This window comes from Pedococcus sp. P2_E2 (genome assembly GCF_056403955.1).
In genome coordinates, this window is sequence record NZ_JBFUEM010000001.1 from 671,875 (window position 1) to 698,490 (window position 26,616).

Consider the following 26,616-nt stretch of genomic DNA (forward strand, 5'->3'; position numbering starts at 1 on the left):
CGGCCGCTTCGCAGGTCTCACCGTGTCTTGCGCGTGAACGTGAGGTGGGTAACGCCGCTGGGGGACGAGATCGCCTCGATGCCGTAGGTGTCCTCCAGGGAGTCGAGACCGTCCCAGAGACGGACGCCGCGACCGAGCACGATGGGGACCTGGACGACGTGCATGTGGTCGACGAGCCCGGCGGCGAGGAAGTCGCGGATGACGGTGGCGCCACCGCCGATCCGGACGTCCTGCCCGTCGGCTGCGTCGCGAGCACGTTCGAGCGCCTCGGCCGGGGCGACATCGAGGAAGTGGAAGGTGGTGCCGCCCTCCATCTCCATCGAGGGACGCGGCCGATGGGTGAGCACGAAGGTCGGTGTGTGGAACGGCGGGTTCGGACCCCACCAGCCCTTCCAGTCCGGGTCGTCGCGCCATCCGGGCGGGCCGAACTTGTTGGCGCCCATGATCTCGGCGCCGATGCCGGGGGTGTGGCGCTCGGCGAACGCGTTGTCGACGCCGGCGGCCCCGCTCGCGTCCCAGAACCGGGTGGCGAACATCCACTCGTGCAGGCGCTGGCCGGCGTGACCGAAGGGCGCCTCGGCGCTCTGCGGTTCGCCGGTGGCGAAGCCGTCGAGGGAGATGGAGAAGTTGTGGATCCGTGCGAGTGACATCGGCGCCTTTCCTCGGGGCGGTCAATCGGTGATGCGCTGACCCAACCAGATCGGTCGGGACGGGTCGCACGATTCGAGGGCGACCCAGACCCCGTCGCCAGGGGCAGGGACCTGGTGGGTTTCACCGAAGGGCAGGCAGGCCGCGGCCCACACACCGTCGTCTCCGCCGAGGTCCGGGACCCGGACGAACAGGCGCGCCTGCATGAGCGGGTCCGCGTTGTCGAGCACGGTCGCACGGTGGACCCCGCACGTGGCGACGGACGGTCGACGACGGGTGCCGAGATAGCTCTCGCCGGCGAGCTGCTCCGAGTGGAAGCTGAGCAGCTCCGCGACGAAGCCGAACAGCTCCAGCAGGGCCACGCCCGGATCATGGTCGGTCGTGTCCGTCCAGTCCCTCAGCCGAGTGCGCGCCCGCTCGACGAGATCCTCGAGCTGCGGCCGCTCATCGCGGCCACCATCCCCGCTCATGGGCTCAGGTGTCTGCTCATGGGCACCATTATTCGCACGTCGACCGCCACGGGCCATCACGTTGCGTTCTCCGCCAGGTCGGCGGGTCGGTTGCCGCCGCCCACCCCATTGAACGCTCACCACGGCATACCGTCGGGGTGTGGCACTTGCTCGCCCGCCGCGGGACGGTATCGGCGGGCGGTGTCGTATTCGTGGGTTGCCGTTCGTGGTGTGGGTGGAAGGTGGTCACCCGGACCACCGACAACGAAGGAGAACAGTCATGACGCACTACCTGCTGGCCGTGCACGGCCCGGCCGAGATGGACGAGTTCGGCAACTACGGCTCCAAGGAGGAGATGGAGGAGTCGTTCGCTGCGACCGGTGTCTTCAACGACAAGCTGCAGGCCGAGGGCTACTGGGTCTTCGCCGGCGGGCTCGAGCCGGTCTCGACGGCAACGGTCGTCGACGGCCAGGGAGACACACCGGTCCTGACCGACGGCCCCTACCTGGAGTCGAAGGAGGTCCTCGGTGGCTTCTGGGTGATCGACGCGCCGGACCTCGACGTGGCCCTGCGCCTTGCCGCCGAGGGGTCCAAGGCCTGCCGGGGCAAGGTCGAGGTGCGTCCGTTCGCCGGGCTCGCCTGAGCCGCTCGTTGCCGAGGCGGCACTCGCCGGATGGGTCAGGAATCGAGAAGCGTCGGATGCTCACCGACTCGTAGCCTCAACACATCGATGAGAGGCGGTCCGCAAAGGTGACCGTCCTGACCCGGAGGTGACGAAGATGAGTGCCACGATCCGCAGTCTGGTGATCCCGGTGTCCGATCTGGACGCCACCAAGGCCGTGTACACCGCGTTGCTCGGGGCACCGCACACCGACGAGCCCTACTACGTCGGGTACAACGTCGACGGCTTCGAGGTCGCCCTGAACCCGGCCGGCGCGGGTGGGGGACCGGTGGCCTTTGCCGATGTCGATGACCTCGACGCGACCCGCGCGACCCTGCTGGAGGCCGGAGCCACCGAGCGCGATGCGCCGCGTCAGGTCGCACCGGGTGCGAGGGTGTGCGTGATCGTGGACGCGGACGGCAACCCGATCGGCCTGCGCGGGGCGTAGGAGTCGCACGGCGCGGTCACCACGCGGTCAGGCGGTCACCACCGTCCGCGGTGCACGACCTCGTCGAAGGGCCGCCGGTTGAGCTGGCGGATGACGGCCAACGGCTTGTCCGACGGATAGCCGACGGAGAGCAGGTAGGCCAGGAATCGTCCTTCGGGGAAGCCGAGGACGGACCTGGCCCGGTCCTGGTCGGAGGCGGCGGCATGGCCGGTGCCGACGCCCAGGTCGGCCGCGGCAACCGTCATCGCATACGTGGCCTGGCCGAGGTCGTACTGGAGCAGCTCGGACTGCCGGTCGTCCTGTGGTTCGGGCGCGACGATGGCGATCGCGGCCCCCGCTCCGGCGACGTGCCTGGCGCCCTGCCAGACCTTCGCCAGCTCGACCAGCTGTGCCCTGTCGGTGACGAGCACGAAGTCCCACGGCTGCCAGTTGCCCGCCGACGGGGCGCGTCGCCCAGCCTCGAGAATCCGGTCGAGCGCCTCGCCGGGTACCGGCTGATCGGTGAACTGCCGAACATTGCGGCGCGCCCGCATGGCGTCCCACGTCTCCACTGTCCCATCGTGCGCCTCGAAGGCGGGTTGTGGAAGGAAAGGGTGGGGCGTTGACCCGTCCACGACGTCCGGGGACCCGCGCCGCCGGGTCTGTGGCTCGTCCTCAGAGCGTATGGCGTGGGCCGGTGGCTCGGCGTAGCGTCGTTGTCCGAACACGTCACAGTCTGATGGGGTGGATGAGATGGCAGATCGGCAGGACGGCGTAATGCTCGTGCAGCTGGCCCAGTGGGGCTCGACCATGGGCCTCGAAGACGCCATGCAGGCCGTGTTGGCCGACGGTTTCGACCCCGAGACCGCCTCCATCGATGACGTCCTGGTGTCCCGTGTTCTCAACTGGGGCGAGACTATCGGCACGCTCACCAAGAACGGGCTGATCGACACTGACCTCGTGCTCGACTGGTGGTGGGCTGCGGGTGTCTGGACGCGCGTCGGCCCTGCTGCGCTCAGGGCGCGCGACAAGCACGGCGTTCCCCAGCTGTACGAGAACTTCGAGGCGCTGGCGGCGAAGCAGGGCAGCTGAGGTCGGCGTCACGCGAGTCCGAACCTCCGGACGACCGCGACACGCGGAAAGGGGGTGGGTCGATGGATCGGGAGACCGCTCAGGAGTGGCTCGACCGGTACGTCGACGCATGGCTGTCCTACGACCGGGACGCTGTCTCCGGGCTGTTCAGCGAGGACATCGTCTACCGCTACCACCCGTCTGACGAGCCGACGGTCGGTCGAGACCCTGTCGTCGCGTCCTGGCTCGGCGAGGGGGCCTCTGGTGGCGCCTCGACCCGCGACACGCCGGGCACCTACGAGGCGAAGTACTCTCCGGTCGCGGTGGACGGCGACATCGTGGTGGCCACCGGCACATCGTCGTACCGAGAGGTGCCGGGCGGGCCATTCGTCCGCATCTACGACAACTGCTTCGTCATCCGTTTCGACGGCGAAGGACGGTGCCGCGAGTTCACCGAGTACTACAACCGCCGTCCGTGACTGGCGCGGCCCCGAGGGCTCTGGACCGGTGGCCGGGTGGTCAGACGGGGGCCGCGGGACCCACGCCGGGCGCGGTGGGGCTCGAGGTGACCAGATCGGCTGGAGCGTTCTGGCGACGTGAGAGGAGGATCGCGGGCAACGCGAGGGCGGATATCGCGGAACCGACAACGTACGACGGTCCGTACCCCCACAGGTCGGCTGACTTGCCGAGAACCGGCTGGCCCCAGACCCCACCGCTGGAACCCATGAGGGAGTCGAACGACAGGATCGTGGCACGCTGCTTGGAGGGGATGAGGCCGTTCAGGTAGGTCTGGCGGATCGGCATCGACGCCGCAAAGAGCAGACCCCACACGCTCACCAGGGTGATGACGACCCAGAAGCTGTGCACCAGCCCCATCAGGGCGAGCGCCAGCGTCCCCAGGGCCGAGATCGCGGCCAGGGCGCTGGTCCGGCGGTGGACGAAGTGACGGAGCCGGGGGGCGAGCAGCCCTCCGAGGATCTGGGCCCCTGCGACGATCGCCGCTGCGAGACCGGCGATCTGGTACGCGTGGGGGTCGCCGTAGAGCTCCAGGAGGTACGGCTGCAGCGCGTAGAACGCGTAGATGGCGACGCCACCGGTGAAGAGCGACTCGACCATCAACCACTTGACGGCAGGCACCCGCCACCCGAGGTCCACCGAGGTCGCGACGATGTGTCGCATCTCGGCGAGGGGGCGGCCACGCGGGTCGGGTGTGAAGCCGATGTCGTGCATCACGACGGACGCGAACAGGAACATCGCGGCCAGGATCGCCGAGCGCAGGACGAACGGGACACCGACCGACGAATGCTGGGCGATGACACCCCCGCCGAGCGAGCCGACGAGCATCGCGGCTCCGCCCACCACCTGCCCGCGCCCGAACACCGACTCCACGGTGCCGGTGAAGTTGACCGCAGCCAGGGCGTCGATCAGCCAGGCCTCGACGGCGCCCGAGAAGAAGGTGAAGCCGAGTCCGAGTCCGATGGACACCAGGGCCCAGAGCCAGAACGCCGAGTGCCAGTGCCAGAGCCCCACGTAGGCCAGCGTGGCCACGCTGAGCGTGATCGTGCCGAGCAGGTAGGACGCGCGGCGACCGATCGTGTCGGCGACCACCCCGGTGGGCACCTCGAAGATCACCATGCCTGCGGTGAAGAAGGCGTTCGCCGCGAACGCCTCCAGGTTGGACAGGCCGGCGTCGAGCAGGAAGATCGTGTTGATGCCCCAGATGAGGGCCTGGGCAAGGGTGTTGCCGAGGAGCAGCATCAGGTAGGTCCGCACGACCCCGCGTGCCGTGGTGACCGGAGAGGCAGTCGACACGGAACTACCTAACCGCGTCAGGGGGTGGACGTCGATAGCCGTCGGCAGCCTCACCCGGGCAGTCGGCCTCCCGGGTGCATAGAGTGCCCGGTCATGAGCGAGCGAGCGTCGACCTCGGCGGCAGCCCTGAGCAGGGCGTTGGTCTTGGGTGGGGGCGGATCGGCAGGCAATGCGTGGCTCATCGGCGTCAGCGCCGGCCTGGTGGATGCCGGGTTGGATGTGACCGAGGCCGACCTGGTCATCGGGACGTCGGCCGGTGCGACGGCCGCGGCCCAGATCACCAGCGCGAGTCCGACCACCCTGCTTGCCGACATCGTCGGCCCTGCGGCCCCGCCGCGGACTGCTCCGGTGGCAACCAGTGGTCGACGCGTTCGCACCGGGCCGGTGGTCGACCACCTGGAGAGAACGAACCGAATCATCGCCGCCGCTGAGGACGCGGCCGACATGCGCCGCAGAATGGGTGCGGCGGCGCTCGACCTGGAGGCGGCGTCGGATGGGTCCGGGCACACGCGGTGGCGCGCCACCGTCGCCGCCCGGCTGCCCAGCCAGCAATGGCCGGAACGCAGGATGCTGATCACCGCGGTCGATGCCCACACGGGTGAACCGGTCGTGTTCGACCGCCACAGTGCGGTGCCGCTGGCGGACGCCGTCGCCGCCAGCACAGCGAGCGGCGTCGCCTACCGCATCGGCAGCGCTCGATACATCGACGGCGGTTACCGTCGCAACGAGAACGCCGATCTCGCGGCCGGCTACGGGCGGGTGCTGGTGCTTTCTCCACTCGGAGGCCGAACGCGGCACCCGCTGCTCTGGGGGATGCACCTTGCAGCGCAGGTCGACGAGCTGCGCGCGGGCGGCAGCAGGGTCGCGACGATCCTGCCGGATGGCAACTCCCTCAAGGCATTCGGCACGAATCTGATGGACCCGTCGACGCGTCCGCCCGCTGCTCGAGCCGGTTACGAGCAGGGCAGGTCCCTGGCCGAGCAGCTGATCGAGTTCCTAGACTTCGGCGGGTGAGCAGGACGCCCAGCCACCAGGGGAGATCGCTCCCCGCCCTCGCCCTCGCCCTTGCCGTTGCGGCGTTGTCGACGCTGCCAGCCGCCATCGGTTTCGGTTGGCAGGACACTCCGCTGGGCTTCGGCGAAGTGGCCTTCAGCATCGAGGACTTCGGCATCGCGGGAGCTGCCATGGGCGCCTTGGCGATGGCTGTGGCCGTGTCAGCGCTGCGCGCCAACCGGCGCGATCACGAGCCGGTGTGGGTGGCGGGATCGGCGATAGCCGTTTCCGTGGCAGCCATGGTGGCAGGCCTCGTGCTGCCCGTCAGCCTCCTGTGCTATTTCGAGAACACCGGTACCTGCTGATCCGCACCGCACGGTGACACAACGGACGTGACCCGTGCCACGAGCCATCAGCGCATCCATGGGGTATGCCGCGCTGCGCCGCCTCAGCGTGCGAGGTCGGCGCTGCCCCGAGGCACCCGGTGCCGTCCCTGCTCGGGGCGCGGTTGCGGCGGGGCCGTGCGTCCCGACGTGAGCGGCGAGGGCAGGAGGGCGCCGACGGTGAGCCCCGCGAGACCGGCCAGGTACTCGTCCACCTGCTGGCCACTGACGGACAGGTAGATCACCGCGCCCAGGCTCGAGAGGGCTGCTACCACCATCGCCAGGCTCGAGACCCGGGACGTGAATTCGTCACGCATGACGATCCTCCAACCTCGGCTGGGCAGGTTACCCAACCTCTTGTCCTCAAAGAGGGGTCAGGCGCGCTGTTGATACCGAAGCGACGGCGTTATGTGTGGGGCCGCGGGGCCAGGGACAGCTGACGTCATTCTCGTGCAATTGCCGGAGTTGGGTCGCGTCGAATGGTCCTATCGTTCGATTGCGTCACAGGTTCTGGCGGGCAGCCTCGCCCTGCGGTGGAGGGTTGGCCAAGGCGGAAGGAACGACACGATGCCGAGTCGGCAATGGACTTCTGGTGCGCTGACAGTGACCTACCCCGACTCGTACTCAGTCGGGACGGCCACGACCACGACCGGCAGCCCACCGAGTCCCGGTCGACGGCGCCGGAGCCCAACAGCCGGCCGGACCGCAGCCGGCCAGGAGAACGTGACCGGTGCTCTCCTGGACGCCCTCGCCGACCAAGACCTCGAGCTGGTCGAGCCCGTGGAGCTGGTGCCGCCCCGCCCGGCCCCGGGAAGGCGTGCCCCCAGCCGGGCGGCCACCGTCAGCCTGGACCTCGATGTCGCGCCAGAGGAGTCAGCCGTGATCCTGCTGGAGCAGGACGGCTTCTACTCCTGGCAGCTGCCCACCGACAACGGAACCCCGACCGTGAGGGCGCGACGCGGCCGCGGCCCGGCGCGGCGGCAGGTGCACTTCGAGCTCGACGTCCGTGCGTCCGAGCCGGCCACGGCGGCGCCGGCTCCGTCTCGGACGGTCCGGGGCCCCTTGGGCGACTTCGTCGTGGGCCGCGCCAAGGCCTACGTCCTCAAGTTCGTGGCAGGGCTGGTCCCCGGACCGCTCATGGGCTTCCTGGAGCGACACGTGACGCCCGGCCTTGTCATCATGCAGGGCAAGGACGTCAGCAAGTGGTCGCGGGTGAGCACGCTCGGGGACGTGAAGCTGCCCCAGGACCGGCCGGCCCGCATCCTGCTCTTCGTGCACGGGACCTTCTCCTCCACGGTGGGCAGCTACGGCGCACTGACCTCCACCGACCACGGCCGAGCGTTCCTGGATGCTGCGGGCACGGCATACGACGCCATCCTCGGATTCGACCACCCGACGCTGAGCAAGGACCCACTGGAGAACGCCACAGAGCTCCTGGCGCGACTCGAGAAGAACGCGCTGAAGGCGCCGCCGACCATCGACATCGTGTGCTACAGCCGCGGAGGTCTGGTTGCGCGGAGTCTCGTGGAGTACCTGCTGCCGTCCTCGCCCTGGCGCGCCACCGTGCAGCGGATGATCTTCGTGGGGGCCACCAATGCCGGGACGCGGCTGGCCGAGCCGGCGAACTGGAACACCTTCGTCGACCTGTACACGAACCTGGTCGCCGCCTCCGCGCGCGCGATCGGGCTCCTGACGGGCAGCGCCCCCGCGGCGGAGATCGTGCGCGGCGTGGTCAAGAGCGTCGGCGCGTTCGTGAAGTACCTCGTGGCGGCCGCGGTCACCGACCGGAAGGTGCCCGGCCTTGCCGCGATGGAGCCGGACGGGAAGTTCGTGAAGATGCTCAACGAGGTCCAGCCCGGTCAGCCCGGCGCCGGGACACCCTGGTATGCCGTGTCCTCCGACTTCGAGCCGAAGCTCTTCGCTCACGGGGCCGGGACGCCCGAGCTGCCGCGACGACTCCTGGATGCGCTGGCAGACGGTCTGGTGGACCAGTTGATGGGGGTCCAGAACGACCTCGTGGTCCACACGTCCTCCATGGCGGCGATCGACCTCGGATCCGGCGGTGGCTTCGTCATGGAGACGCTCGACTTCGGCGCCAACGGTGTGGTCTACCACCTCAACTACTTCATCCAGCCACAGGTCACCGCCGCCCTCGCCGCCTGGCTGGGGGTCGGGGGACCGGCGCAGCCGGCGGTGGCCCCCGGCTCGATGGTGGGGCCGAGCCTGCCGCACCGCGCGATCCGCAACATCCGGGTGGTCCCCGTCGACGCGACACCACGAGAGGGACGTGCGGCAGCCCGGGACGCCGACTTCGTCGTGGTCACCCGCGAGCACCAGGGGCAGACGCTGCACTACGCCATCGACCCTGCGACGCTCACCCGCGCACTGCGGGGGGCCRAGGCAGACACGGCCATCGGTGACGCGCTGGGTCTACAGGAGGTGATGCGCAGCCCCACCGTCGAGGTCGGGCGGGTGCCGGGCCCGCTGCCGCGCGAGACGGGACCCCAGGGTCGCCCCCTGCCGAGGACGCGGCGGACCCGCGTCGTCCTGGACCGTGGGGCTCCCGTCGGCGTCGTCGAGGAGGTCGCACCCACGGCCGGCGCCCGCCGTGGCACCAGGAGCCCCGAGTTCGAGTCCGCTGCCAAGCCGCCCCAGCCGACGTCCGGGGCACCCTCAAGACGAGCCCGAAGCCGCGATGTTTCGGTGTTCATGGCGGCCGACCTGCCGTCGGACCTCGTGGTCGGCCGCACGGTCAGCCTCAGCTGCCGCCTCTCACGGGAGGAGCTGAAGGCGGCGGCGACCGGCGCGAGTGGCGCGGGTGGTGGCAAGGTCGACTCGACCAGAGAGCTCATCGTGCAGGTCCTGCCGAAGCAGAACGTCGAGACGGTGGGGGATGACCGGGTCACGACCGAGGTCCCGGCCCCGGGTGAGGTCGCCGAGTTCCTCTTCGACGTGCAACCCACGCACGCGGGCGACGGCGAGGTCTGGGTCGTGCTGCGCCAGGGCCCGGCTGCCCTGGTGACCCTGCGGCTCACGGCGACGGTCTCGGGCACGTCGACAGTCGCCCGAGCGGGTCGTGTCTCTGCCGAGGCCCGGGTCCAGACGGATCCCGGGCTGGTCACGGGTGTTGACGGCGTCCAGTGGCTGCGGATCAACGAGCGTCAGAACGGCGGGGACACGTACTACGACTACGACGTCCAGTCGCAGGAGCTCGGGATCCTGCGGCAGTTCACGTCGCCACCCCTGCAGAACCGTGAGGCGTTCGTCAACGGCCTCTACACGAAGATCGAGGAACGCTGGCTGAGCAGCAAGGGCGACGAACAGACCTTCCAGCGGGAGCTGCGGGTCTTCGGGGGTCAGCTGTTCGACCAGCTGTTCCCTGCGGAGCTGCAGGACGTGTTGTGGGAGAACAGGAGTCGGCTGGGCCAGCTCATGGTGATGTCCCAGGAACCCTTCATCCCCTGGGAGCTCGTGCACCTCAAGGAACGCGGGAAGAAGCTCGGCACGGAGACCCTGTTCCTCGGGCAGTTCGGCATGGTCCGGTGGCTGTGGGGGACCTTCCCCCGGCCGGTGAGATTCCGCACCCGCAAGGGCAAGGTGCTTTCCCTGTGCCCGGCCTACGCCAACCCGGACTGGGTGCTCACCGAAGTGACCCAGGAGGAGGAGTTCCTCAAGCGGCGGCTCGGCGCCAAACCAGTCGCGGCGGAGCAGGGCGCAGTCCTCGACATCATCCAGAACGGTGGTTTCGACCTCCTGCACTTCGCCGGCCACGGCGCCGCCTCCAACACCGCTGCGTCCGACGCCAGGATCCTGCTGGCCGGTCGCGCGGAGAACGGCAGCTATGTCGAGGAGTCGCTGAGCGCGAGCGCTGTCGAGCAGCTGGCCGACCTCGCCGATGCCAAGGGCAATGGTCCGCTCGTCGTGCTCAACGCCTGTCAGGCGGGGCGGGTCGCCCGCCAGCTGTCGAGCCTCGGCGGCTTCGCGCAGGCCTTCCTGGGAGGTGGGGCGGGAGCCTTCATCAGCTCCTTGTGGTCGGTCGGCGACGAGCCGGCGCGCACCTTCGTCGAGACCCTCTACACCGAGCTCCTCGGGGGAGCCACCATGGCCAAGGCCGTGGTGACGGCGCGGGACAAGGCTCGTGCCGACGGTGATGCGACGTGGCTGGCCTACGTCGTGTACTCGCACCCCGGGGCGACCCTGCAGCCACCCGGCGGGTCGTGAGCGGAGTCTCTCGGCTCGGCTCCCTCACCACCGCACGTGACGCACGAGCTCGATGAGCGTGAGCAGATAGAGGGTGAACTTGAGGACCGCCACGACCGCCAGGATGCCTGTGCCCGGCGCCGAGCCACGTCGGGTCAAGAGACCGATGAGGAGGTTCTCCATCAGGTCCATCCCTGCGGCACCCAGTGGGAGCCCCCACCTCGCGTCGGCTGCGCGGAGGAGCAGGGTCGCCGAGAGCCCGAATGCCGCGATGAAGATCAGGTCGAGCCACAGACCGGCGCGCACGGACGACGCGCCTCCTGCCCGGTCGACAGCCGCCGCGAATCGTGGGGGAGTTCCCGCCAGGGCCACGCCCGGCTGCTTCGCGAAGCCGCGGTGCAGCAGGCCTGTTACCACCAGGAAGACGACAGCAGCGAGGAGAAGCACCAGCTCTGCCCACATGGCAGCCCCCATCCGTGGGTGTCCGAGGTCTTGGTGCCCGAGGGCTCCGCTGCCATAGTGCCATCGCGGCGGTGAGGCTGCAGCGTGTCAGTACTGGGCCAGGATCAGCTCGAGGACGGCGGCCTCGACCTCACGGTCGAGTTCGAGACCACGCAGGCGCGCAGCCGCGTCTGTGGGCCCGTCCGCCGACTCGACCAGGTCGAAGGCGGTGCTCTTCAGGTTGTAGTCGATCCGCGCCCGGTCGAGCACCTGGCCCACCGCCTCGACGGTCCGCGACCAGTCGAAGGGCCGGACGTCGCCGAGGGTGACCGTCAGGCCGCCCCCGATGGCGACGTCGCCGAGGGCGAACCGCGTGCCGCTGGTCGTGGGTTGGGGGGAGAGAGTCGTCTCGACCCCGCCCTGGCTGGTCATGCTGGCGCCGGCTTCGACGCCGAGGACGAGCAGCGTCCAGCTGCGTGAGGCAGGGAGGACGTCGACGGCTCCCGTCGGCGCCGCGATCACCAGGGTGCCGCTGGACTCGTCCCAGGTGGTCGTCGTGACCGCGGTGTGCGCCGCKGTGCTCCCGTCGTCCGGCCCCCTGCTCCCGTCGTCGGCACCGCTGCTCCCGTCGTCCTCGACGAGGTCGAACCGGCCGTCCGCCCCGACGGCCAGGACGAGCTCGATGTGCTCGGGGACTGCCGTACCCACGGCGGCGTCGTCCGAGCCAGCCAGCGGAAGGAGGCCGCCCGCGCGCACCAACACCGGGAGGGTCTCCAGCGGCCGGTGCAGTCGCACCTGCCTCCCGCCGCGGTACCGCGTGCCGGTGAACAGGTCGGTCCACACGCCGTCGGGCAGCCAGGCCTGCGCGCTGCCCAGCCCGATGACCTCCTGCTGTCGGCTGGTGATCGGGGCCACCACGAGCTCGGTCCCGAAGCGGAACTGGTTCGGCACGGCATACGCCTCGATGGCTCCTGGGTCGGCCCAGTACATCGGCTCGACGAGCGGCGCACCCTCGCGCGCGGCGCGGGCGTTCATGGTGTGCAGGTAGGGGACGAGCCGGTGCCGCAGCCGCAGGAAGGTGTCGATCGTGGTGCGGGCCTGGGCGGGGAAGGTCCACGGCTCCTTGCGGATGAAAGGGTGCAGCGTCGAGTGCAGGCGCATGATCGGTGAGAAGACACCGAGCTGCACCCAGCGGACGGTCAGGTCGTCGTCACGGCTGCCGTACCAGTGGCCACCGATGTCGTGGCTCCACCAGCCGTAGCCGATGTTGGACGAGCTCGCGGTGAAGTAGGGCTGGAAGGCGAGGGAGTCCCACGTGATGTGCGTGTCGCCCGAGAAGCCGACGGGATAGCGATGGCTGCCCGGACCGGCATACCGGGAGAAGGTGATGGGGAGCTGACCTCGTCTGGCTGAGTCGTTGAAGTGCTCGATGTTCAACAGCCACAACGGATCCACGCCGGGTGTGCGGCTGAACGAGCCCTGCTGCCAGTCCAGCCACCAGAAGTCGACGCCCTCGTCCTCGAGCGGGTGGTGGAGCCGCCGGAAGTAGGAGTCCATGAAGCGGGGGTCGGTCGGGTCGAAGGCCACTGAGCGCTCGCTGGCCGGGTCGACGCCCATGTCCTCGGCGACCTGTGGGTAGGCGTCCTCGAACGCGCGGACCCCGTCGGCGGGATGGACGTTGAGCGTCACGGCGAGGCCGCGGCGGTGCAGCTCGGCGAGGAAGGTGGGCGGATCGGGGAAGAGGTCACGGTTCCACGAGTAGCCGGTCCACCCGGTGCCGAACCGTGAGTCGATGTCGACCCAGTGCCAGTCCATGTCGAGGACCGCGACCGACAGCGGCACCCCCTCTGCCTCGAACCTGTCGAGCAGCTCGAGGTACTCGTCCCCGGAGTAGGGGTGGTAGCGGCTCCACCAGTTGCCGAGGGCCCAGCGGGGGAGCATAGGCACGGCCCCGGACACTGCGTAGAGGTCGGCGACGGCGGCGCGATAGTCGTGGCCGCGGACGAAAACGTAGAGGTCCCGGGTGCCCGGGCGACGCACGGCAGGGCGACCGTCCTCGATGAGGAACGAGTCGGAGTCGTCGATGACCGCGATGCCGGTCCGGGAGACCACACCCGGGCCGAGCGGGACGGCGCCGTCGACGTCATCGAGGGTGCGGGCCGTGCCGCCGAGCCCGTCGGCAGGCTGGCCGAAGCGCCACTCGCTGGTGTGGGCATCGGGCATCGCTGACGTCGCCGTGACGACCAGACCACTCGGGCTGAACGGCTCGCCGTCGTAGTCGAGGTGCAGGCAGTCCGTCGACAGCTCGATCCGCTGACCCTGGCGGTGCACCTGCATGTCCGGCGCCGGCAGCGCGCGGTTGACCGCGAAGGTGCTGGCCCGGTCCTCGAACCCGCCCGTCTCCGACCACTCGAGCCGCAGGAGCCCGGGGGTGAGGACGGTGATCCGCCAGCAGTCGCCCGCAACCACCGCGTCGGGGTGCGCCACCGGGTTGCCGGGGACCGTCAGTCGAGAGGCCATGGGTACCCTCCTTCGCGTCGAAGGGTATCGGGATCTGGGCCATGGGACGGGGTGCGCGCGGTCCCGCCTATCCTTGAGCGGTGAGCACCACGCAGCACCACGACGCCCTCGCCAGCCTCGCGGCCGGCGCCCACCTCCCGGCTGCCCAGCAGCCGGAGTGGCCCGACGCCGCCCGCCTCTCCAGCGCCGTCGCCGAGCTCGCGTCGTATCCGCCACTGGTGTTCGCGGGGGAGTGCGACGTCCTGAAGTCCCGGATGGCCGCAGCGGCACGTGGCGACGCCTTCGTCCTGCAGGGCGGGGACTGCGCGGAGACGTTCGCGTCCGCGACCGCCGACAACATCCGCGACCGCGTGAAGACCATCCTGCAGATGGCCGCCGTCCTCACCTATGGCGCCTCCGTCCCGGTCGTCAAGGTCGGCCGGATGGCCGGCCAGTACGCCAAGCCGCGCAGCAGCGGCGCCGAGACGCGCGAGGGAGTCACCCTCCCGGCATACCGCGGCGACATGGTCAACGACTTCGACTTCACCCTCGAGTCACGCACGCCCAACCCGCAGCGACTGGTGCAGGCCTACCACGCGAGCACGGCCACGCTGAACCTCGTGCGGGCCTTCACGCAGGGTGGCTTCGCCGACCTGCGCCACGTTCATGACTGGAACCGTGGCTTCGTCGCCAACGCGGCCAACAACCGCTACGAGCGGCTGGCCAAGGACATCGACAAGGCGATGAAGTTCATGCAGGCCTGTGGCGCCGACTTCGACGCCATGCGCACCACCGAGTTCTTCTCGTCCCACGAGGCGCTGCTGCTCGACTACGAGCGACCGCTGACCCGCGTCGACAGCCGCACGGGCGAGCTCTACGACACCAGCGGCCACTTCATCTGGGTCGGCGAGCGCACCCGCGACATCGACGGCGCGCACATCGACTTCGTCTCCAAGGTGCTCAACCCGATCGGCATCAAGCTGTCCGCCAAGGCCGAGATCGACGACGTGCTGCGCCTGATCGACAAGGTCGACCCCGACCGTGAGCCGGGTCGCCTGACCTTCATCACCCGCATGGGGGCCAAGACCGTCCGCGACGCCCTCCCGACCCTGGTCGAGAAAATCACCGGCTCGGGCGCGCAGGTCACCTGGATCTGCGACCCGATGCACGGCAACACCTTCGAGTCGGCGAGCGGATACAAGACCCGGGACTTCGAGGACGTCGTCGAGGAGGTGCGCGGCTTCTTCGAGGTGCACCAGGGGCTGGGCACGGTCCCCGGCGGCATCCACGTCGAGCTCACCGGCAACGACGTCACCGAGTGCATCGGCGGTGCCGAGAAGATCCTCGACGCCGACCTCAACAAGCGCTACGAGACGGTCTGCGACCCGCGGCTGAACCACCAGCAGAGCCTCGAGCTGGCCTTCCTCGTCGCCGAGATGCTGGCCAAGGACTGACGTCCGCGACGGGTCCGGCCCGGCCCGCCACCTGGCGAGCTTCGAGCAGGTATGCCGCCGGGTCGCCGGCCGTCCACGGTGGCCCACCTCCTAGGCTGGCTCGCATGCCTGCTGCGCCCCTGGTCGACCTGCTGTCCGACACCCTCACCCAGCCCACGGAGGCGATGCGCCGGGCGATGGCCGACGCCCCCGTCGGCGACGACGTCTTCGGCGAGGACCCGACGGTCCGGCGGCTCGAGGAGCGGGTGGCCGAGCTGCTCGGGCACGAGGACGCGTTGTTCGCACCGACCGGCTCGATGGCCAACCAGCTGTGCCTGCGCCTGCACGTCGCCCACGGTGAGGAGCTCATCGCGGACTCGCTGGCCCACGTCCTGCGCGCGGAGATGGGTGCCGCCGCGGTGCTGTCCGGCATCTCGTCGCGGTCCTGGGTCGCCGACCACGGGCTGCTCGACGCCGCCCAGCCGCTCGCGCTGATGATCCCCGACGGCGGCACCTACCAGGTCAACACGCGCCTGGTCGTCGTCGAGAACACCCACAACTTCGGAGGTGGAACCGTCCAGCCGCTCGACCAGATCGAAGCCCTGCGCGCGGGCACGCGGTCGCGGAACGTGGCGATGCACCTCGACGGCGCCCGCCTGTGGAACGCCCACGTCGCCACCGGCGTCCCGCTCGCAACCTATGGCGCGTTGTTCGACACCGTGAGCGTGTGCTTGTCCAAGGGGCTCGGCGCCCCGGTGGGCTCGGTCCTCGTCGGGTCGCGGGACCTCATGGCGCAGGCGCGGATCTGGCGCAAGCGGTTCGGGGGCGGCATGCGACAGGTCGGGATCCTGGCCGCGGCCGGCCTGCATGCGCTCGACCACCACCTGTCGCGGCTCGCCGACGACCACGCGCGCGCCCGACGTTTCGCCGAGGCAGCGGCAGCAGCGGTCCCCGCCTCGATCGACCCCCGGCGGGTGGAGACCAACATCGTCGTGCTCGACGTGGCGGGGGCGGGGTGGACCCCTGCGGCCTTCGTCGAGGAGGCGGGCAGACGCGGCATACGTCTCTATCCGGTGAGCACCACGGCGGTGCGCCTCGTCTGGCACCTCGACGTCGACGACGCCGGCACCGAACGCGCCATCGCCGAGCTGGTGCCACTGCTGGAACAAGGCCCCGACGCCAACCCTCAGACCTCGTGATGCAGCAGCTCGGCGGGCCGGTCCTCCTCCGCCGAGGCGCTGGCGCTGCGACCGAGCAGCTCGACGACGTACATCGCAGTGAGCACCAGCGCGCCCCCGAGCAGCATGCGCAGCGTGAGTGACTCGCCCCCGAACAGCACCGCGAAGAACGCCGCGAAGACCGGTTCCATCGTCATCACGATGGCCGCTCGGGTGGCGGGCAGGTGCGACTGCGCCCACGTCTGGGCCCAGAGAGCGACGGCTCCGGCGACCAGGGCCATGTAGAGCAGCGAGGTCCACTGGCCGCCGGTGGAGGGCAGGGTCACGCCTCCGGGGAGCGCGCCGACCAGCGCCACCACCGTGATGACCCCGACCTGCACGGTCGCCAGGCCGGTGGCGGAAGCAGCGGTCGAGAACCGGCCGAGCCCGATGATGTGCAACGCGTAGAGCACCGCCGCGGCCAGCGTGAGGGCCTCGCCGTAGCCCACCGAGATGCCGCGCAGCGAGAGCACCGCGAGCCCGGCGGTGGCGAGCAGGACGGCCAACCACGTCGTCCCCGGGATCCGGTCGCGGAGCAGGATCGCGGCGAGCACCGGTGTCAGCACGATGTAGGTGCCGGTGACGAACCCGGACACCGATGCGTCGGTGTGCTCGAGCCCGACCGTCTGCAGCAGCTGGGCGAGGCCGTAGAGGATCCCGAGGACGACACCGATCAGGACCTCACGCCGGGTCAGGGCGAGCAGCTGGCGCCGGAACAGCACGGCCATGACGACCGCCGCGATGGCGAAGCGCACGGTCAGGAAGTCGGCCGACGGCACGTGCTCGACGAGGTCACGGATGAGGAAGAACGTCGAGCCCCAGACCGCGGTGACCGACACGAGCAGCAGCGTCGCCAGCCGCGACGGGGACAGGGTCAGACGATCACCATCGTGACGACCGAGCCCTTGGGCGCCTCGGTGTTGGCCGCCGGGTTGGTGTGGTGGACAGTGCCGAAGATGCCACCCAAGGCGTTCTCACGCTTGACGTCGAAGCCGGCGGCTCGCAGGATCGCCTCGGCCTCGTCGGCCTGCTTGCCGGAGACGTCGGGCACCTTCACCAGGACCGGGCCCTTGGAGACGACCAGCTTGACCGTCTCGCCCTTGAACAGGGTGCCACCGGCCGGAGACTGCGAGATCACGTTGCCCTTGGCGATGGTGTCGCTGTTGGCCTGCTCGGTCGCGTCGACGGTGAGCCCGGCCTTGGACAGGGCGTCGACCGCCGCTGCGGCCGGCTTGTTGGTGAAGTCGGTGACCGGGATCGGCTGCCTGCCCTTGGACACGACGACGTTGACCTTGGTGCCGCGCTTGAGCGGGGTGCCGACCTTGGGGTCGACGCCCACCACGAGACCCGCGGCGACGGTCTCGTCGAAGGCCTCCTTGCTGGTCCCCACCGTCAGCTTGGCCGCCGTGATCTGGTCGCGCGCCTCGGCCGCGGACTTGTTGAGCACGTTGGGCACGGCATACCGCTCCGGTCCCTTGGAGACGGTGACCTTGACGTCGGTGCCGCGTCGCACCTCGGCGCCGGCGCCGGGGTCGGTGGACATGACCACGCCCTTGGGCACCGACTCGTCGAAGCTGTCGACCCGGTCGGCGCCGAGGTGGGCGACGTCCAGCTTGTCCTGGGCCTGGGCGAAGGTGAGGTTGGTGGTCGCCGGCACGACGGTGGGGGAGCCGGGACCCGCGAGGAACCACCAGGCGGCGATGCCCGCGACGAGGGCGACGCCGAGGGCGATCCAGATCCAGCGCCAGGGCCCTCCGCGACGGTCGTAGTCGTCGTCGCTGTCCATGGTGTCGACGCCCCGCCCGGGCAGCACGGGGGGACTCGTGGGGGTGCGGTCGATGGGCAGCGACAGCCGCGGCACGGGACGACCGGGGACGGCGGCATGGCGTGGTTCGTGACCGGCAGGCTCGTGACCGGTGGACGCCGGGAGCGCGCTGGTCCGCTCGACGGCCACGGTGCTCGCTCCACCGGCCAGGGCAGCGGGGCCCTCGGGTCGGCGGTCCAGCTCGGTCGGGGTCAGCATCGCCCGCGACTTGCGCACCTCGGTGAGGAAGTCCTCGGCGTCGTAGGGCCGGTGGTCGGGGTCGCGCGAAGTCGCCAGCGCCACGAGCGCGTCGAGCTCGGCAGGCACGGAGGTCACCCTCGACGACGGTGCCGGGATGGAACCGTGGACGTGCTGGTAGGCGATGTGGATCGGGGTGTCGCCGGTGAACGCCTTGGTGCCGGTGAGCATCTCGAACAGGATGAGCCCGGCGGCATAGACGTCACTGCGGGCGTCGGCGATGCCGCGCTCGACCTGCTCCGGGGAGAGGTAGGCAACCGTCCCGAGCAGGACACCGGTCTGGGAGGCGGTGGTCTGGGTCGAGACGGCTCGGGCGAGGCCGAAGTCGGCGACCTTCACGGTGCCGTCGTCCTCGCGCAGGATGATGTTCTCGGGCTTGACGTCGCGGTGGATGATGCCGCCGCGGTGGGCCGCGCCGAGTGCTTGCAGCACCGGACCCATGATGTCGAGGGCAGCGCGCGGGGTCAGCGGACCCTCGGCCTTCATCACCTCGCGCAGGGTCTGGCCCGGGACGTACTCCATCGCCAGGAACATGTGGCCGTCGTCCTCGCCCTGGTCGAAGACCGACACGACGTTGGGGTGGGACAGTCGCGCTGCCGAGCGCGCCTCACGCTTGAACCGGCTCACGAAGGCCTCGTCCTGCGCGAGGTCGTGGCGCATCACCTTCAGCGCCACGTCACGGTCCAGCCGGGTGTCCAGGGCGAGGTAGACGGACGCCATTCCGCCGTCGGCAATGTGCGACAGGACGCGGTAGCGCCCGTCGAACACACGCCCGAGCAACGACTCGGTGACACCGGAAGACACCCGCAAAGTGTAGGAGGTCTCGCTGGTCATCTCGTGCAGGCGGGTCCGTGGGCGCTGTCCCGACCGCATTCGTCAGGCTGGCTCACATCCGGGTGCGGTGCGCCTTGATGGCGGCCACGTAGCCCTTGGTGTCGGCGTACATGCCGTTCTTCTGCACCGAGTAGAGACCTTGGTAGTAGCCGGCGATGGCCTGGTCGACCGTGCTGGCGGACCGCGTCAGTGAGCGCAGGATCACCACCCCCGCCGTGATGTTGTCCTGGGTGTTGAGCAGGTTGAGCTGTCGTCCGGCCATCTCGGAGGCCCACTGCCCGGACGACGGGATGACCTGCATGACACCGATGGCGTTGGCCACCGACACCTGGCGCTGGTTCCAGCCCGACTCCTGCCAGCCGACGGCCAGGGCCAGCTTGGGGTCCACGCCGTGGCGTCGCGCCGTCGCGACGATCATCGCCTGGGTCTGGCTGCGGCTGGGAACGGCGTGCCGGGCCAGGGCGGCGCGGTTGCGGTTGGCCGCGTTGACGATCGAGCTGGGGTAGGTGCGCCCTGCGAACGAGTTGGCGCTCGCGGCAGACTTGGCCGGCTTGGCCGGCACCTTGAGCCGCTGGCCCGGGTAGATGACCGAGGCCGCGGACAGCCGGTTGGTCTTGAGCAGGGCGGCGAGGGTGACGCTGTGCTTCGTGGCGATACCGCTGAGCGTGTCGCCGACGCGCACCGCGTATGCCGCGGTGCCGGCGGGGCGGGTGGCCGCCGGCGTGGCCCCGTGGACCCTGAGGACCTGGCCGGGGTGGATGACGCTGCGGGCGTTCAGCCGGTTCAGCGAGTACACCGTCGGGAGGGCAGTCTTGGTGCGGGCGGCGACGACGCTGAGCGTGTCACCGCTGCGCACCCGGTAGGTGGTGATGGACGGCGCTGCGGCCGCCGGGCGGCGGGCGCTCGCGGCTCCGGCGCCGGGGATGCGGACCTTCTGGCCGACCTGCAGCACCGAGCGGGGGGAGAGCCGATTGGCCTTGAGGAGGGCGGCGAGGGACACACCCTTGCGCGCGGCGATGTGGCTCAGCGTGTCACCGGAACGGACGACGTAGGTCGCGCGCTTGATCGCCGCAGCCCTCGCCGCGGCCGCGGCTCGTGCCCTGGCCGCCTCGGCGCGGGCCTGCGCGGCGGTCTTGGGCACCGACAGCCGCTGTCCGATGGACAGGTGGTTCCCCCCGTGACTCAGGTGGTTGCGTGTCGCCAGGGTCCCCGTCGTGGTCCCAGTGCGGGCGGCGATGTCGGCCAGGGTGTCTCCGGTCCGGACCGTGTAGGCCACCCAGCCATAGGGGGCAGGCTTGGCTTTCTGGACGACGGCGACGGCCGCCTGGAGGGTGGCCGAAGGGAGCGCTGCCGGAGCGATCACTGGGGACATCGGGGGCTGCCTTTCGGGCTGTGGTGGAGCACGTGGTGGAGAGCTTCAGGTGGAGCAGGTGGTGGAACAGGTGACGGAACGGGTGGCTGGAGTGAACAGTGGGGCAAGTGTGACGATTGTGAAAGGTACACCATCGAAGGCCCCCATATCGACTTACATCGATGTAATTCACTCCCGCAGGCACTCCGGGACGCAATTTGCTTTGCAAGCGTTCGCTGGCACTCTTGTCCCGTGACCGATCAGCCTGCGGACCCCGCGGAGACCCCCCTCGAAGACCTCGTCGGCTCCTGGCTGACCGTGCCCGACATCGCCGAGCGGCTGGGCATTCCACTGTCGTCGGTGCGCAAGCTGATCGAGGACCGCGAGCTGCTCAGCGCCAGGGTCGGTGAGCGCAACGTCGTCGCGGTACCGGCGCAGTTCCTCGAGGAGGACGTGTTCCGTCACCTGCGGGGCACCTTCACCGTGCTCGCCGACGGAGGCCTGAACGACGCGGAGATCCTCCGCTGGCTGTTCACCCGCGACGAGACGCTGCGCGTCGCCGGGACCCCGGTCGACAACCTGGCGGCCGGGTTCAAGACCGAGGTGCGGCGCCGCGCGATGGAGCAGGCCTTCTAGCGGCGACTGCCCAGAACGGGCGGCCTGAGCACGACTAGTGGGCCCGGGTCGTCGAGCTGTCGATCAGCTGGTCGAGCACCCCTGCCGCCTCGGGTGCGAGCTCACGCGTCGACTTGAGAGCCATCCGTGCCGAGCCGGCGAGGCGGGCGATGTCGGCCTCGACCGCGTCGACCGCACCTGCGGCTGTGATCGCCTCGCGCAGCCGGTGCACCGTCTGGTCGTCGAGCGCGGGGTCGCCCAGTCGAGCCTCGATGAGTTCGACCCCGGCCGGGTCGGCCCCGGCGAGGGCGTGCGCGATCAGCACGGTGCGCTTGCCCTCTCGCAGGTCGTCGCCCGCGGGCTTGCCCGTCGCGGCCGGGTCGCCGAACACGCCCAGCAGGTCGTCGCGCAGCTGGAACGCCTGGCCGAGGTCGAGGCCGTAGCGGGACAGGGCCGAGAGGTCCTCGTCGGACGCGCCACCGGCAGTGGCCCCGATGAGAAGAGGGTGCTCGACGGTGTACTTGGCGCTCTTGAACCGGATGACGTGCTCTGCCCGGTCGATCCGCTCCTGGGTGGACACGCCGTCCCACGACCGCGCGGACTCCACGACGTCGAGGAACTGGCCGCCCATGAGCTGGGTTCGCATCACGTCGAAGACGCCTCGCCCGCGCGAGAGGTGGTCGGGGTCGAGACCGGACGTCGCGTAGATCTCCTCGGTCCAGTTGAGGCACAGGTTGCCGGCGAGGATCGCGCCGGCCACCCCGAACCGGTCGGCGTCGCCGGACCACGACTCACGCTCGTGGCGAGCTGCGAGCGAACGGTGCGCAGCCGGCATACCCCGCCGGGTGTCACTGTCGTCCATGACGTCGTCGTGGATCAGCGCAGCCGCCTGGAAGAACTCCATGGCGGTGGCCACGCGGACGAGGGCGTCCGAGTCGGGCTGTCCGGTGGCGCGGTAGCCCCAGTAGAGGAAGGCGGCCCGCAGCCGCTTGCCGCCGGTGAGGAGGCGGGCGACGGCGCCGAGCAGCTCTTGGGCGTCGGGGCCCACCTCGGCGAGGACCCCGGCCTGGTGGGTGAGGACGTCGTCGACGGTGCGCTGTACGCGCTCACGAAGGGACGCGGCGTCGAGCGGGCTGGTCACCACGCGTTCCTCCCGGCGTCTGTCGATCCGCGGAATGTCTCATCCTGTGCTGGCACTGAGCCTACGGCGTGGGCCCTCGACTAGTCTCACCGCCATGGCTTTGGGGCACACCTCGGGAGTGGATCGACCGACGCAGCAGCCGTTGTCGATCCCCGGAATGCTGGCGGCGCCGCATCCCTCGATCAGCTTCGAGTTCTTCCCGCCCAAGGACGACGCCGGGGAGTCCATGCTCTGGGACGCCATCCGCCGCCTGGAGTCCGTGCGACCCGACTTCGTCTCGGTCACCTACGGCGCGGGCGGCTCCAACCAGGACCGCACGGTGCGCGTCACCGAGCGGATCGCCCGTGAGACGACGTTGACGCCGTTGGCGCACCTGACCTGTGTCGGCGCGTCCGTGGCCGCGCTGCGCCAGGTCGTGGGCCTGTATGCCGCGAGCGGCGTCCGCAACATCCTCGCCCTCCGGGGCGACCCGCCGGGCAACGTCGGCGGCGAGTGGGTGGCTCACCCCGAGGGCCTCAACCACGCGACCGACCTCGTGGCGCTGGTGCGGACCCTGGGCGACTTCACGATCGGGGTCGCGGCGTTCCCTGACGTGCACCCAGCGTCACCGAGCTTCGAGCACGACGTCGAGGTCATGGTCCGCAAGGCCGATGCCGGCGCGAGCTTCGCCATCACCCAGATGGTCTTCGACGCCGACAGCTACCTGCGGCTGCGCGACGCCGTGGCGGCTCGTCGCGACCTGCCGATCACACCCGGACTGATGCCGGTGACGAACTTCAAGCAGGTGGCGAGGATGTCCGAGCTGATGGGCACCCCGTTGCCGCCGGCCGTCGTGGGCCGGCTCGAGGCGGTCTCGCACGACCCCGCCGCGACCCGTGAGGTGGGCGTGCAGATCGCCACCGAGCTCGCCGACCGGATGCTCCGTGAAGGCGCACCGGGGCTGCACTTCATCACGATGAACCGCTCGACGGCGACCCTCGAGGTCTACCGCAACCTCGACCTCACCACGCGCAGCGCCGCAGGCCTGGCCTGAGCGCTGTCCCCGTGGTCGGTTCGGTCAGTCCCGGGTGGTGAACGCCCTGGCCAGGGCGGCGGCTGCAGACAGCGCGACCACGGTCAGCCCGTAGACGGTTGCCGTCGTCTCGAGGCCGAACCGCGGGACCGCGAACCCGGCGGCGACCGCCGGCAGCCCGAAGGCGAGGTAGCTGACGACGAACACGCTGGAGAAGAGCTCGCCGCGCTGGGCCGGCCCGACGGTCGGGGTGATCGAGCGCATGATCCCGAGGAAGGACGTGCCGAAGCCCGACCCCGCGACCACCGCGGCCAGGAGGAAGGCGACGAGCGACCCCGCGTGCAGCGCGACCAGCGTCAGCACCGTGCCGACGGCGAGCATGGTCGTGCCGTAGAGCGTGATCCGGCGGGGTGTGCGCTGTCGGCCGAGGTAGGAGCTGAGGGCGCCGACCCCGGTGAGCACCGTGACGACCGCACCCTGTTCGACGTGGCTGCGACCCCCGAGCAGCTGGCCGACGATGGGCGCGCCCAGCGAGAGGTAGAGGCCACCGGTGGCCCAGCCGGCGAACAGGGCCGGTGCGCTGCGCCGGAACGCAGGTCGGGCAGCAGCAGGTATGCCGACCCGTGGACGCAGCGAGCGCAGCCACCCCTGGTGACGTGGCGAGGTCTCGGGAAGAGCGAGGACGCCCACCGCCAGTGCGAGGTAGGCCGCGGTGAGCGTCGCGAAGACGAGCGGGAGGGCGTGCGGGCTGGAGTCCAGCACGGCACCGGCCGCGAGCGCGCCTGCGGCGAGACCCAACAGCGGGGTGACGCTGTTGAGCGTCGCGGCGAGTCCTGGGCGGGTGCCTGGCTCGAGGTCCACGACGGCTGCCGACATGGTCGACATCAGCAGGCCTGCGGCGACACCTTGCACTGCGCGCGAGACCAGCAGGGTGCCGACGCCGTCGGCGTGCCAGAAGCCGACCATGCTCACCGCGAGGACCAGGAAGCCGACGGCCAGCACCGGTCGGCGTCCGATGTGGTCGGACAGGGAGCCGGTCACGAGCAGGGTGACCAGGAGCGTGACGGCATACACCCCGAAGATGGTGGTCATCGTCCCCGCGGAGAAGCCGATCTGGGCCTGGAGCACCGGGTAGAAGGGCGATGGTGCGCTCGCGCCGACCATCAGCGCCACGACCGACGCGAGGGCGAGCACGAAGGCGGGGCGACGGGGGAGCCGGCGTCCGCGTCCCTCACCGTCGGCGGTGGAGCTCTTGGTGGTCGAGCTGGTGGTGGTCGAGCTGGTCGTTCCGGTCGGGATGCTGCTGGTCGCACTCATGACGGGCCTCTCGGACGAAAACAACGGTTCGAAACTTATCGAACTGTCAATCTGCCCTGGACATTCCCGATCTTGCCAGATTGGTTCGAGTATTATCGAACCATGCCCGCAAACCAAGAGCTGCCACACCCGGCCATGGCGGACGTGGCGCTCACCGACGTGCTCTTCGCGCTGAGCGACCCGGCCCGGCTGCAGATCGTCCGGGACCTCGCCGCGGGCCCGCTCGAGATGGCCCAGTGCGGTGCGACGAACCCGGCACTGCCCAAGTCGACAAAGTCCCACCTGATGAAGGTGCTCCGCGAGGCGGGCGTCATCCGCAACGAGCCTCGTGGCCGTGAACGGCTGGTGTCGCTGCGCCGCGAGGAGCTCGACGTGGCCTTCCCGGGGCTGCTCGCCAGCGTGCTGGGCGACTCGCGCGGCTGACCCGGCCGGGCGGCATACCTCGGGGTCAGCCGCTCGAGTCGCTCGAGGCTCCTGTCAGCGGACGCAGCTCGGTGACGAGCGGCACGACGTCGGCGATCGAGTCGACGACGCGGGTCGGCTGGTAGGGAAAGCGTTGCACCTGCTCGCGCCTGGTCGACCCGGTCAGCACGAGGATGGTCCGCAGCCCCGCTTCCAGTCCGCTGATGACGTCGGTGTCCATCCGGTCGCCGATCATCACGGTCGACTCGGAGTGGGCGTCGATCCGGTTGAGCGCGCTGCGCATCATCAGGGGGTTGGGCTTGCCGACGAAGTAGGGCCGGTGGCTGGTGGCCGCGCTGATCAGGGCTGCGACGGAGCCGGTGGCCGGCAGCATGCCGTGCGGGCTGGGCCCGCTGACGTCGGGGTTGGTGGCGATGAAGCGGGCTCCGGCCTCGATGAGCCGGATCGCCTTGGTGATCGACTCGAACGAGTAGGTGCGGGTCTCGCCGAGCACGACGTAGTCGGGGTCGCGCTCGGTCATCGTGTAGCCCACCTCGTGGAGCGCCGTCGTCAGGCCTGCCTCGCCGACGACGAACGCGCTCCCGCCCGGCCGCTGGTCGGCGAGGAACTGCGCTGTGGCGAGGGCGGAGGTCCAGATCGACTCCTCCGGCACGTCGAGACCGCTGGCGAGCAGCCGGGCCCGCAGGTCGCGCGGGGTGAAGATCGAGTTGTTGGTCAGGACGAGGAACCGCCGCCCTGACTCCTGCAGTGTGGCAATGAAGTCGGCGGCTCCGGGGATCGCGCTCTCCTCGTGGACGAGGACGCCGTCCATGTCGGTGAGCCAGCACTCGACGGGCTTCGGTGTGGTCATGGGCCCATTGTGTCCGAGTTGCGTGCGGGGTCTGGGGGAGTGCCGGGTGGCGGACGTCGCGGAGGATGGAGTGCCTGAAGGAGGTGGCGCCCTGCCATTGGCCACGAGCGCAGTAGCGGCGCCTCAGGCGACCTCGATCGCGTGGCCTCCGGTGACGCGGAGCAACTCTTCGTAGGTCGTGCGGAAGACGGTGTGGCTGTGGCCGGCAGCCGCCCAGACGTGGCGGTAGCGGCTGAGTGAGACGTCGACGAGAGTGCGGACCTGGCTGCGGTGGCCGACTGGCGCCACGCCCCCGATGGTGAAACCGGTCGCCTCGAGGACGAAGTCGGCGTCTGCCCGGTCGAGGTGGTCGACGTCGTCGACGAGGTCGGCGACCTTGACCAGGTCAACCCTGTGTGCGCCCGAGGTGAGGATGAGCATCGGGCTGATCGTGCCGTCCGGTGCGTGGGCCCGGAAGACGAGCGAGTTGGCGATCTCGGCGGGGGTGATGCCCAGCGCGGCGGCCGCGGCGGCCGCGGTGCGCACGGCGTCCGGGAGGGTGACCACCTCGGGGACGACGTGGTGGATCGCAAGGTTCTCCAGGACCCTGCGGACGGCAGGGTGCCCGGTCAGGTCGGGGGCCGACGTCGGCACGTCGGACGCTGTCATGGCCGAAGACTAGGGCCGTGCGGTCACGCCTGTCACCAGTCGTCTGGAGGGGGTTGACGGACTGTCCGTGGCGGGGTGTACCGTTCTTCTTATCGAACACCTGTTCGAACTCGTGGTTCACGACGACGA

Annotated in this window: 26 protein-coding genes; 12 read left to right on the top strand and 14 right to left on the bottom strand. The window is 70.2% G+C overall.

Annotated elements, in window-relative coordinates:
* Window positions 1–17: 17 nt before the first annotated feature.
* Complete coding sequence (locus AC1DWR_RS03170) at window positions 18–650, bottom strand: dihydrofolate reductase family protein (RefSeq protein ID WP_477613206.1); 633 nt, start codon at window positions 648–650, stop codon at window positions 18–20.
* Window positions 651–671: 21 nt separating this feature from the next.
* Window positions 672–1,118: a phage baseplate assembly protein V gene (locus tag AC1DWR_RS03175; protein WP_477613205.1), complete on the bottom strand. Its 447-nt coding sequence runs from the start codon at window positions 1,116–1,118 to the stop codon at window positions 672–674.
* A gap of 259 nt (window positions 1,119–1,377) precedes the next feature.
* Between AC1DWR_RS03175 and AC1DWR_RS03180 the strand changes: the two genes are divergently transcribed.
* Complete coding sequence (locus AC1DWR_RS03180) at window positions 1,378–1,740, top strand: YciI family protein (protein ID WP_477613204.1); 363 nt, start codon at window positions 1,378–1,380, stop codon at window positions 1,738–1,740.
* Between the two features lie 136 nt (window positions 1,741–1,876).
* Window positions 1,877–2,206, top strand: coding sequence for a VOC family protein (locus AC1DWR_RS03185; RefSeq protein ID WP_477613203.1), 330 nt, complete (start codon window positions 1,877–1,879; stop codon window positions 2,204–2,206).
* 35 nt (window positions 2,207–2,241) lie between these two features.
* Here AC1DWR_RS03185 and AC1DWR_RS03190 read toward each other — a convergent pair whose 3' ends face one another.
* Complete coding sequence (locus tag AC1DWR_RS03190) at window positions 2,242–2,757, bottom strand: nitroreductase family protein (RefSeq protein ID WP_477613202.1); 516 nt, start codon at window positions 2,755–2,757, stop codon at window positions 2,242–2,244.
* 181 nt (window positions 2,758–2,938) lie between these two features.
* Here AC1DWR_RS03190 and AC1DWR_RS03195 point away from each other — a divergent pair, with 181 nt between their 5' ends.
* The gene (locus AC1DWR_RS03195) at window positions 2,939–3,277 is read left to right on the top strand and encodes a DUF4760 domain-containing protein (RefSeq protein WP_477613201.1); all 339 of its coding nucleotides are present in this window, start codon (window positions 2,939–2,941) and stop codon (window positions 3,275–3,277) included.
* A gap of 62 nt (window positions 3,278–3,339) precedes the next feature.
* On the top strand, window positions 3,340–3,735 hold the full coding sequence (locus tag AC1DWR_RS03200; protein WP_477613200.1) for a nuclear transport factor 2 family protein: 396 nt from the start codon (window positions 3,340–3,342) through the stop codon (window positions 3,733–3,735).
* Between the two features lie 40 nt (window positions 3,736–3,775).
* Here AC1DWR_RS03200 and AC1DWR_RS03205 read toward each other — a convergent pair whose 3' ends face one another.
* Window positions 3,776–5,014 (bottom strand): MFS transporter, encoded by a 1,239-nt coding sequence (locus AC1DWR_RS03205; RefSeq protein ID WP_477613433.1) that lies wholly within the window; start codon window positions 5,012–5,014, stop codon window positions 3,776–3,778.
* Between the two features lie 147 nt (window positions 5,015–5,161).
* Between AC1DWR_RS03205 and AC1DWR_RS03210 the strand changes: the two genes are divergently transcribed.
* Both AC1DWR_RS03210 and AC1DWR_RS03215 read left to right on the top strand, forming a co-directional pair.
* The gene (locus tag AC1DWR_RS03210; RefSeq protein ID WP_477613199.1) at window positions 5,162–6,082 is read left to right on the top strand and encodes a patatin-like phospholipase family protein; all 921 of its coding nucleotides are present in this window, start codon (window positions 5,162–5,164) and stop codon (window positions 6,080–6,082) included.
* Window positions 6,079–6,426 (top strand): hypothetical protein, encoded by a 348-nt coding sequence (locus AC1DWR_RS03215; protein ID WP_477613198.1) that lies wholly within the window; start codon window positions 6,079–6,081, stop codon window positions 6,424–6,426. Before AC1DWR_RS03210 ends, AC1DWR_RS03215 begins: the two co-directional genes overlap by 4 nt.
* A gap of 83 nt (window positions 6,427–6,509) precedes the next feature.
* Here AC1DWR_RS03215 and AC1DWR_RS03220 read toward each other — a convergent pair whose 3' ends face one another.
* Window positions 6,510–6,761, bottom strand: coding sequence for a hypothetical protein (locus tag AC1DWR_RS03220; RefSeq protein WP_477613197.1), 252 nt, complete (start codon window positions 6,759–6,761; stop codon window positions 6,510–6,512).
* Window positions 6,762–7,011: 250 nt separating this feature from the next.
* Between AC1DWR_RS03220 and AC1DWR_RS03225 the strand changes: the two genes are divergently transcribed.
* The gene (locus tag AC1DWR_RS03225) at window positions 7,012–10,665 is read left to right on the top strand and encodes a DUF7379 domain-containing protein (protein ID WP_477623641.1); all 3,654 of its coding nucleotides are present in this window, start codon (window positions 7,012–7,014) and stop codon (window positions 10,663–10,665) included.
* A 24-nt stretch (window positions 10,666–10,689) separates the two neighbouring features.
* On the opposite strand, the gene AC1DWR_RS03230 is transcribed toward AC1DWR_RS03225, so the two are convergent.
* Window positions 10,690–11,106: a hypothetical protein gene (locus tag AC1DWR_RS03230; protein WP_477613195.1), complete on the bottom strand. Its 417-nt coding sequence runs from the start codon at window positions 11,104–11,106 to the stop codon at window positions 10,690–10,692.
* An 87-nt stretch (window positions 11,107–11,193) separates the two neighbouring features.
* A complete protein-coding gene (locus AC1DWR_RS03235; protein ID WP_477623642.1) occupies window positions 11,194–13,605 on the bottom strand; it encodes a glycoside hydrolase family 31 protein in 2,412 nt (803 codons plus the stop codon).
* Between the two features lie 80 nt (window positions 13,606–13,685).
* On the opposite strand from AC1DWR_RS03235, the gene AC1DWR_RS03240 reads away from it, so the two are divergent.
* Entirely contained in the window at window positions 13,686–15,038 is a 1,353-nt protein-coding gene (locus AC1DWR_RS03240) for a class II 3-deoxy-7-phosphoheptulonate synthase (protein WP_477613193.1), read from the top strand.
* Between the two features lie 104 nt (window positions 15,039–15,142).
* A complete protein-coding gene (locus AC1DWR_RS03245) occupies window positions 15,143–16,216 on the top strand; it encodes a threonine aldolase family protein (protein WP_477623643.1) in 1,074 nt (357 codons plus the stop codon).
* Here the strand turns inward: AC1DWR_RS03245 and AC1DWR_RS03250 are convergent.
* From AC1DWR_RS03250 to AC1DWR_RS03260, 3 genes are all read right to left on the bottom strand, one after another.
* Window positions 16,204–17,073, bottom strand: coding sequence for a DMT family transporter (locus AC1DWR_RS03250; RefSeq protein ID WP_477623644.1), 870 nt, complete (start codon window positions 17,071–17,073; stop codon window positions 16,204–16,206). The genes AC1DWR_RS03245 and AC1DWR_RS03250 overlap by 13 nt on opposite strands.
* Window positions 17,074–17,108: 35 nt before the next feature.
* Window positions 17,109–19,100, bottom strand: a complete 1,992-nt coding sequence (gene pknB, locus AC1DWR_RS03255; protein ID WP_477613190.1) for a Stk1 family PASTA domain-containing Ser/Thr kinase — start codon at window positions 19,098–19,100, stop codon at window positions 17,109–17,111.
* An 82-nt stretch (window positions 19,101–19,182) separates the two neighbouring features.
* Window positions 19,183–20,502: a lytic transglycosylase gene (locus AC1DWR_RS03260; protein WP_477623645.1), complete on the bottom strand. Its 1,320-nt coding sequence runs from the start codon at window positions 20,500–20,502 to the stop codon at window positions 19,183–19,185.
* 231 nt (window positions 20,503–20,733) lie between these two features.
* Between AC1DWR_RS03260 and AC1DWR_RS03265 the strand changes: the two genes are divergently transcribed.
* Entirely contained in the window at window positions 20,734–21,117 is a 384-nt protein-coding gene (locus tag AC1DWR_RS03265) for an Rv2175c family DNA-binding protein (protein WP_477613188.1), read from the top strand.
* A 34-nt stretch (window positions 21,118–21,151) separates the two neighbouring features.
* On the opposite strand, the gene AC1DWR_RS03270 is transcribed toward AC1DWR_RS03265, so the two are convergent.
* Window positions 21,152–22,237, bottom strand: coding sequence for a polyprenyl synthetase family protein (locus AC1DWR_RS03270; protein ID WP_477613187.1), 1,086 nt, complete (start codon window positions 22,235–22,237; stop codon window positions 21,152–21,154).
* 94 nt (window positions 22,238–22,331) lie between these two features.
* Between AC1DWR_RS03270 and metF the strand changes: the two genes are divergently transcribed.
* Window positions 22,332–23,270 carry a methylenetetrahydrofolate reductase [NAD(P)H] gene (gene metF, locus AC1DWR_RS03275; RefSeq protein ID WP_477613186.1) on the top strand — a complete coding sequence of 313 codons (939 nt, stop codon included), beginning with the start codon at window positions 22,332–22,334 and terminating at the stop codon, window positions 23,268–23,270.
* A gap of 24 nt (window positions 23,271–23,294) precedes the next feature.
* Here metF and AC1DWR_RS03280 read toward each other — a convergent pair whose 3' ends face one another.
* Complete coding sequence (locus AC1DWR_RS03280; protein ID WP_477623646.1) at window positions 23,295–24,566, bottom strand: MFS transporter; 1,272 nt, start codon at window positions 24,564–24,566, stop codon at window positions 23,295–23,297.
* A gap of 102 nt (window positions 24,567–24,668) precedes the next feature.
* Here AC1DWR_RS03280 and AC1DWR_RS03285 point away from each other — a divergent pair, with 102 nt between their 5' ends.
* Window positions 24,669–24,989 carry an ArsR/SmtB family transcription factor gene (locus AC1DWR_RS03285; RefSeq protein WP_477613184.1) on the top strand — a complete coding sequence of 107 codons (321 nt, stop codon included), beginning with the start codon at window positions 24,669–24,671 and terminating at the stop codon, window positions 24,987–24,989.
* Between the two features lie 25 nt (window positions 24,990–25,014).
* Here AC1DWR_RS03285 and AC1DWR_RS03290 read toward each other — a convergent pair whose 3' ends face one another.
* Both AC1DWR_RS03290 and AC1DWR_RS03295 read right to left on the bottom strand, forming a co-directional pair.
* Complete coding sequence (locus AC1DWR_RS03290; protein ID WP_477613183.1) at window positions 25,015–25,839, bottom strand: HAD-IIA family hydrolase; 825 nt, start codon at window positions 25,837–25,839, stop codon at window positions 25,015–25,017.
* Window positions 25,840–25,962: 123 nt separating this feature from the next.
* Complete coding sequence (locus AC1DWR_RS03295) at window positions 25,963–26,487, bottom strand: YbaK/EbsC family protein (RefSeq protein ID WP_477613182.1); 525 nt, start codon at window positions 26,485–26,487, stop codon at window positions 25,963–25,965.
* Window positions 26,488–26,616 lie beyond the last annotated feature (129 nt).

Coding starts and splice junctions, on each gene's coding strand:
- AC1DWR_RS03170 (WP_477613206.1), bottom strand. CDS start 650: ATGTCACTCGCACGGATCCACAACTTCTCCATCTCCCTCGACGGCTTC.
- AC1DWR_RS03175 (WP_477613205.1), bottom strand. CDS start 1,118: ATGAGCGGGGATGGTGGCCGCGATGAGCGGCCGCAGCTCGAGGATCTC.
- AC1DWR_RS03180 (WP_477613204.1), top strand. CDS start 1,378: ATGACGCACTACCTGCTGGCCGTGCACGGCCCGGCCGAGATGGACGAG.
- AC1DWR_RS03185 (WP_477613203.1), top strand. CDS start 1,877: ATGAGTGCCACGATCCGCAGTCTGGTGATCCCGGTGTCCGATCTGGAC.
- AC1DWR_RS03195 (WP_477613201.1), top strand. CDS start 2,939: ATGGCAGATCGGCAGGACGGCGTAATGCTCGTGCAGCTGGCCCAGTGG.
- AC1DWR_RS03200 (WP_477613200.1), top strand. CDS start 3,340: ATGGATCGGGAGACCGCTCAGGAGTGGCTCGACCGGTACGTCGACGCA.
- AC1DWR_RS03205 (WP_477613433.1), bottom strand. CDS start 5,014: ATGCTGCTCCTCGGCAACACCCTTGCCCAGGCCCTCATCTGGGGCATC.
- AC1DWR_RS03210 (WP_477613199.1), top strand. CDS start 5,162: ATGAGCGAGCGAGCGTCGACCTCGGCGGCAGCCCTGAGCAGGGCGTTG.
- AC1DWR_RS03220 (WP_477613197.1), bottom strand. CDS start 6,761: ATGCGTGACGAATTCACGTCCCGGGTCTCGAGCCTGGCGATGGTGGTA.
- AC1DWR_RS03230 (WP_477613195.1), bottom strand. CDS start 11,106: ATGTGGGCAGAGCTGGTGCTTCTCCTCGCTGCTGTCGTCTTCCTGGTG.
- AC1DWR_RS03245 (WP_477623643.1), top strand. CDS start 15,143: ATGCCTGCTGCGCCCCTGGTCGACCTGCTGTCCGACACCCTCACCCAG.
- AC1DWR_RS03260 (WP_477623645.1), bottom strand. CDS start 20,502: ATGTCCCCAGTGATCGCTCCGGCAGCGCTCCCTTCGGCCACCCTCCAG.
- metF (WP_477613186.1), top strand. CDS start 22,332: ATGGCTTTGGGGCACACCTCGGGAGTGGATCGACCGACGCAGCAGCCG.
- AC1DWR_RS03280 (WP_477623646.1), bottom strand. CDS start 24,566: ATGAGTGCGACCAGCAGCATCCCGACCGGAACGACCAGCTCGACCACC.
- AC1DWR_RS03285 (WP_477613184.1), top strand. CDS start 24,669: ATGCCCGCAAACCAAGAGCTGCCACACCCGGCCATGGCGGACGTGGCG.
- AC1DWR_RS03290 (WP_477613183.1), bottom strand. CDS start 25,839: ATGACCACACCGAAGCCCGTCGAGTGCTGGCTCACCGACATGGACGGC.
- AC1DWR_RS03295 (WP_477613182.1), bottom strand. CDS start 26,487: ATGACAGCGTCCGACGTGCCGACGTCGGCCCCCGACCTGACCGGGCAC.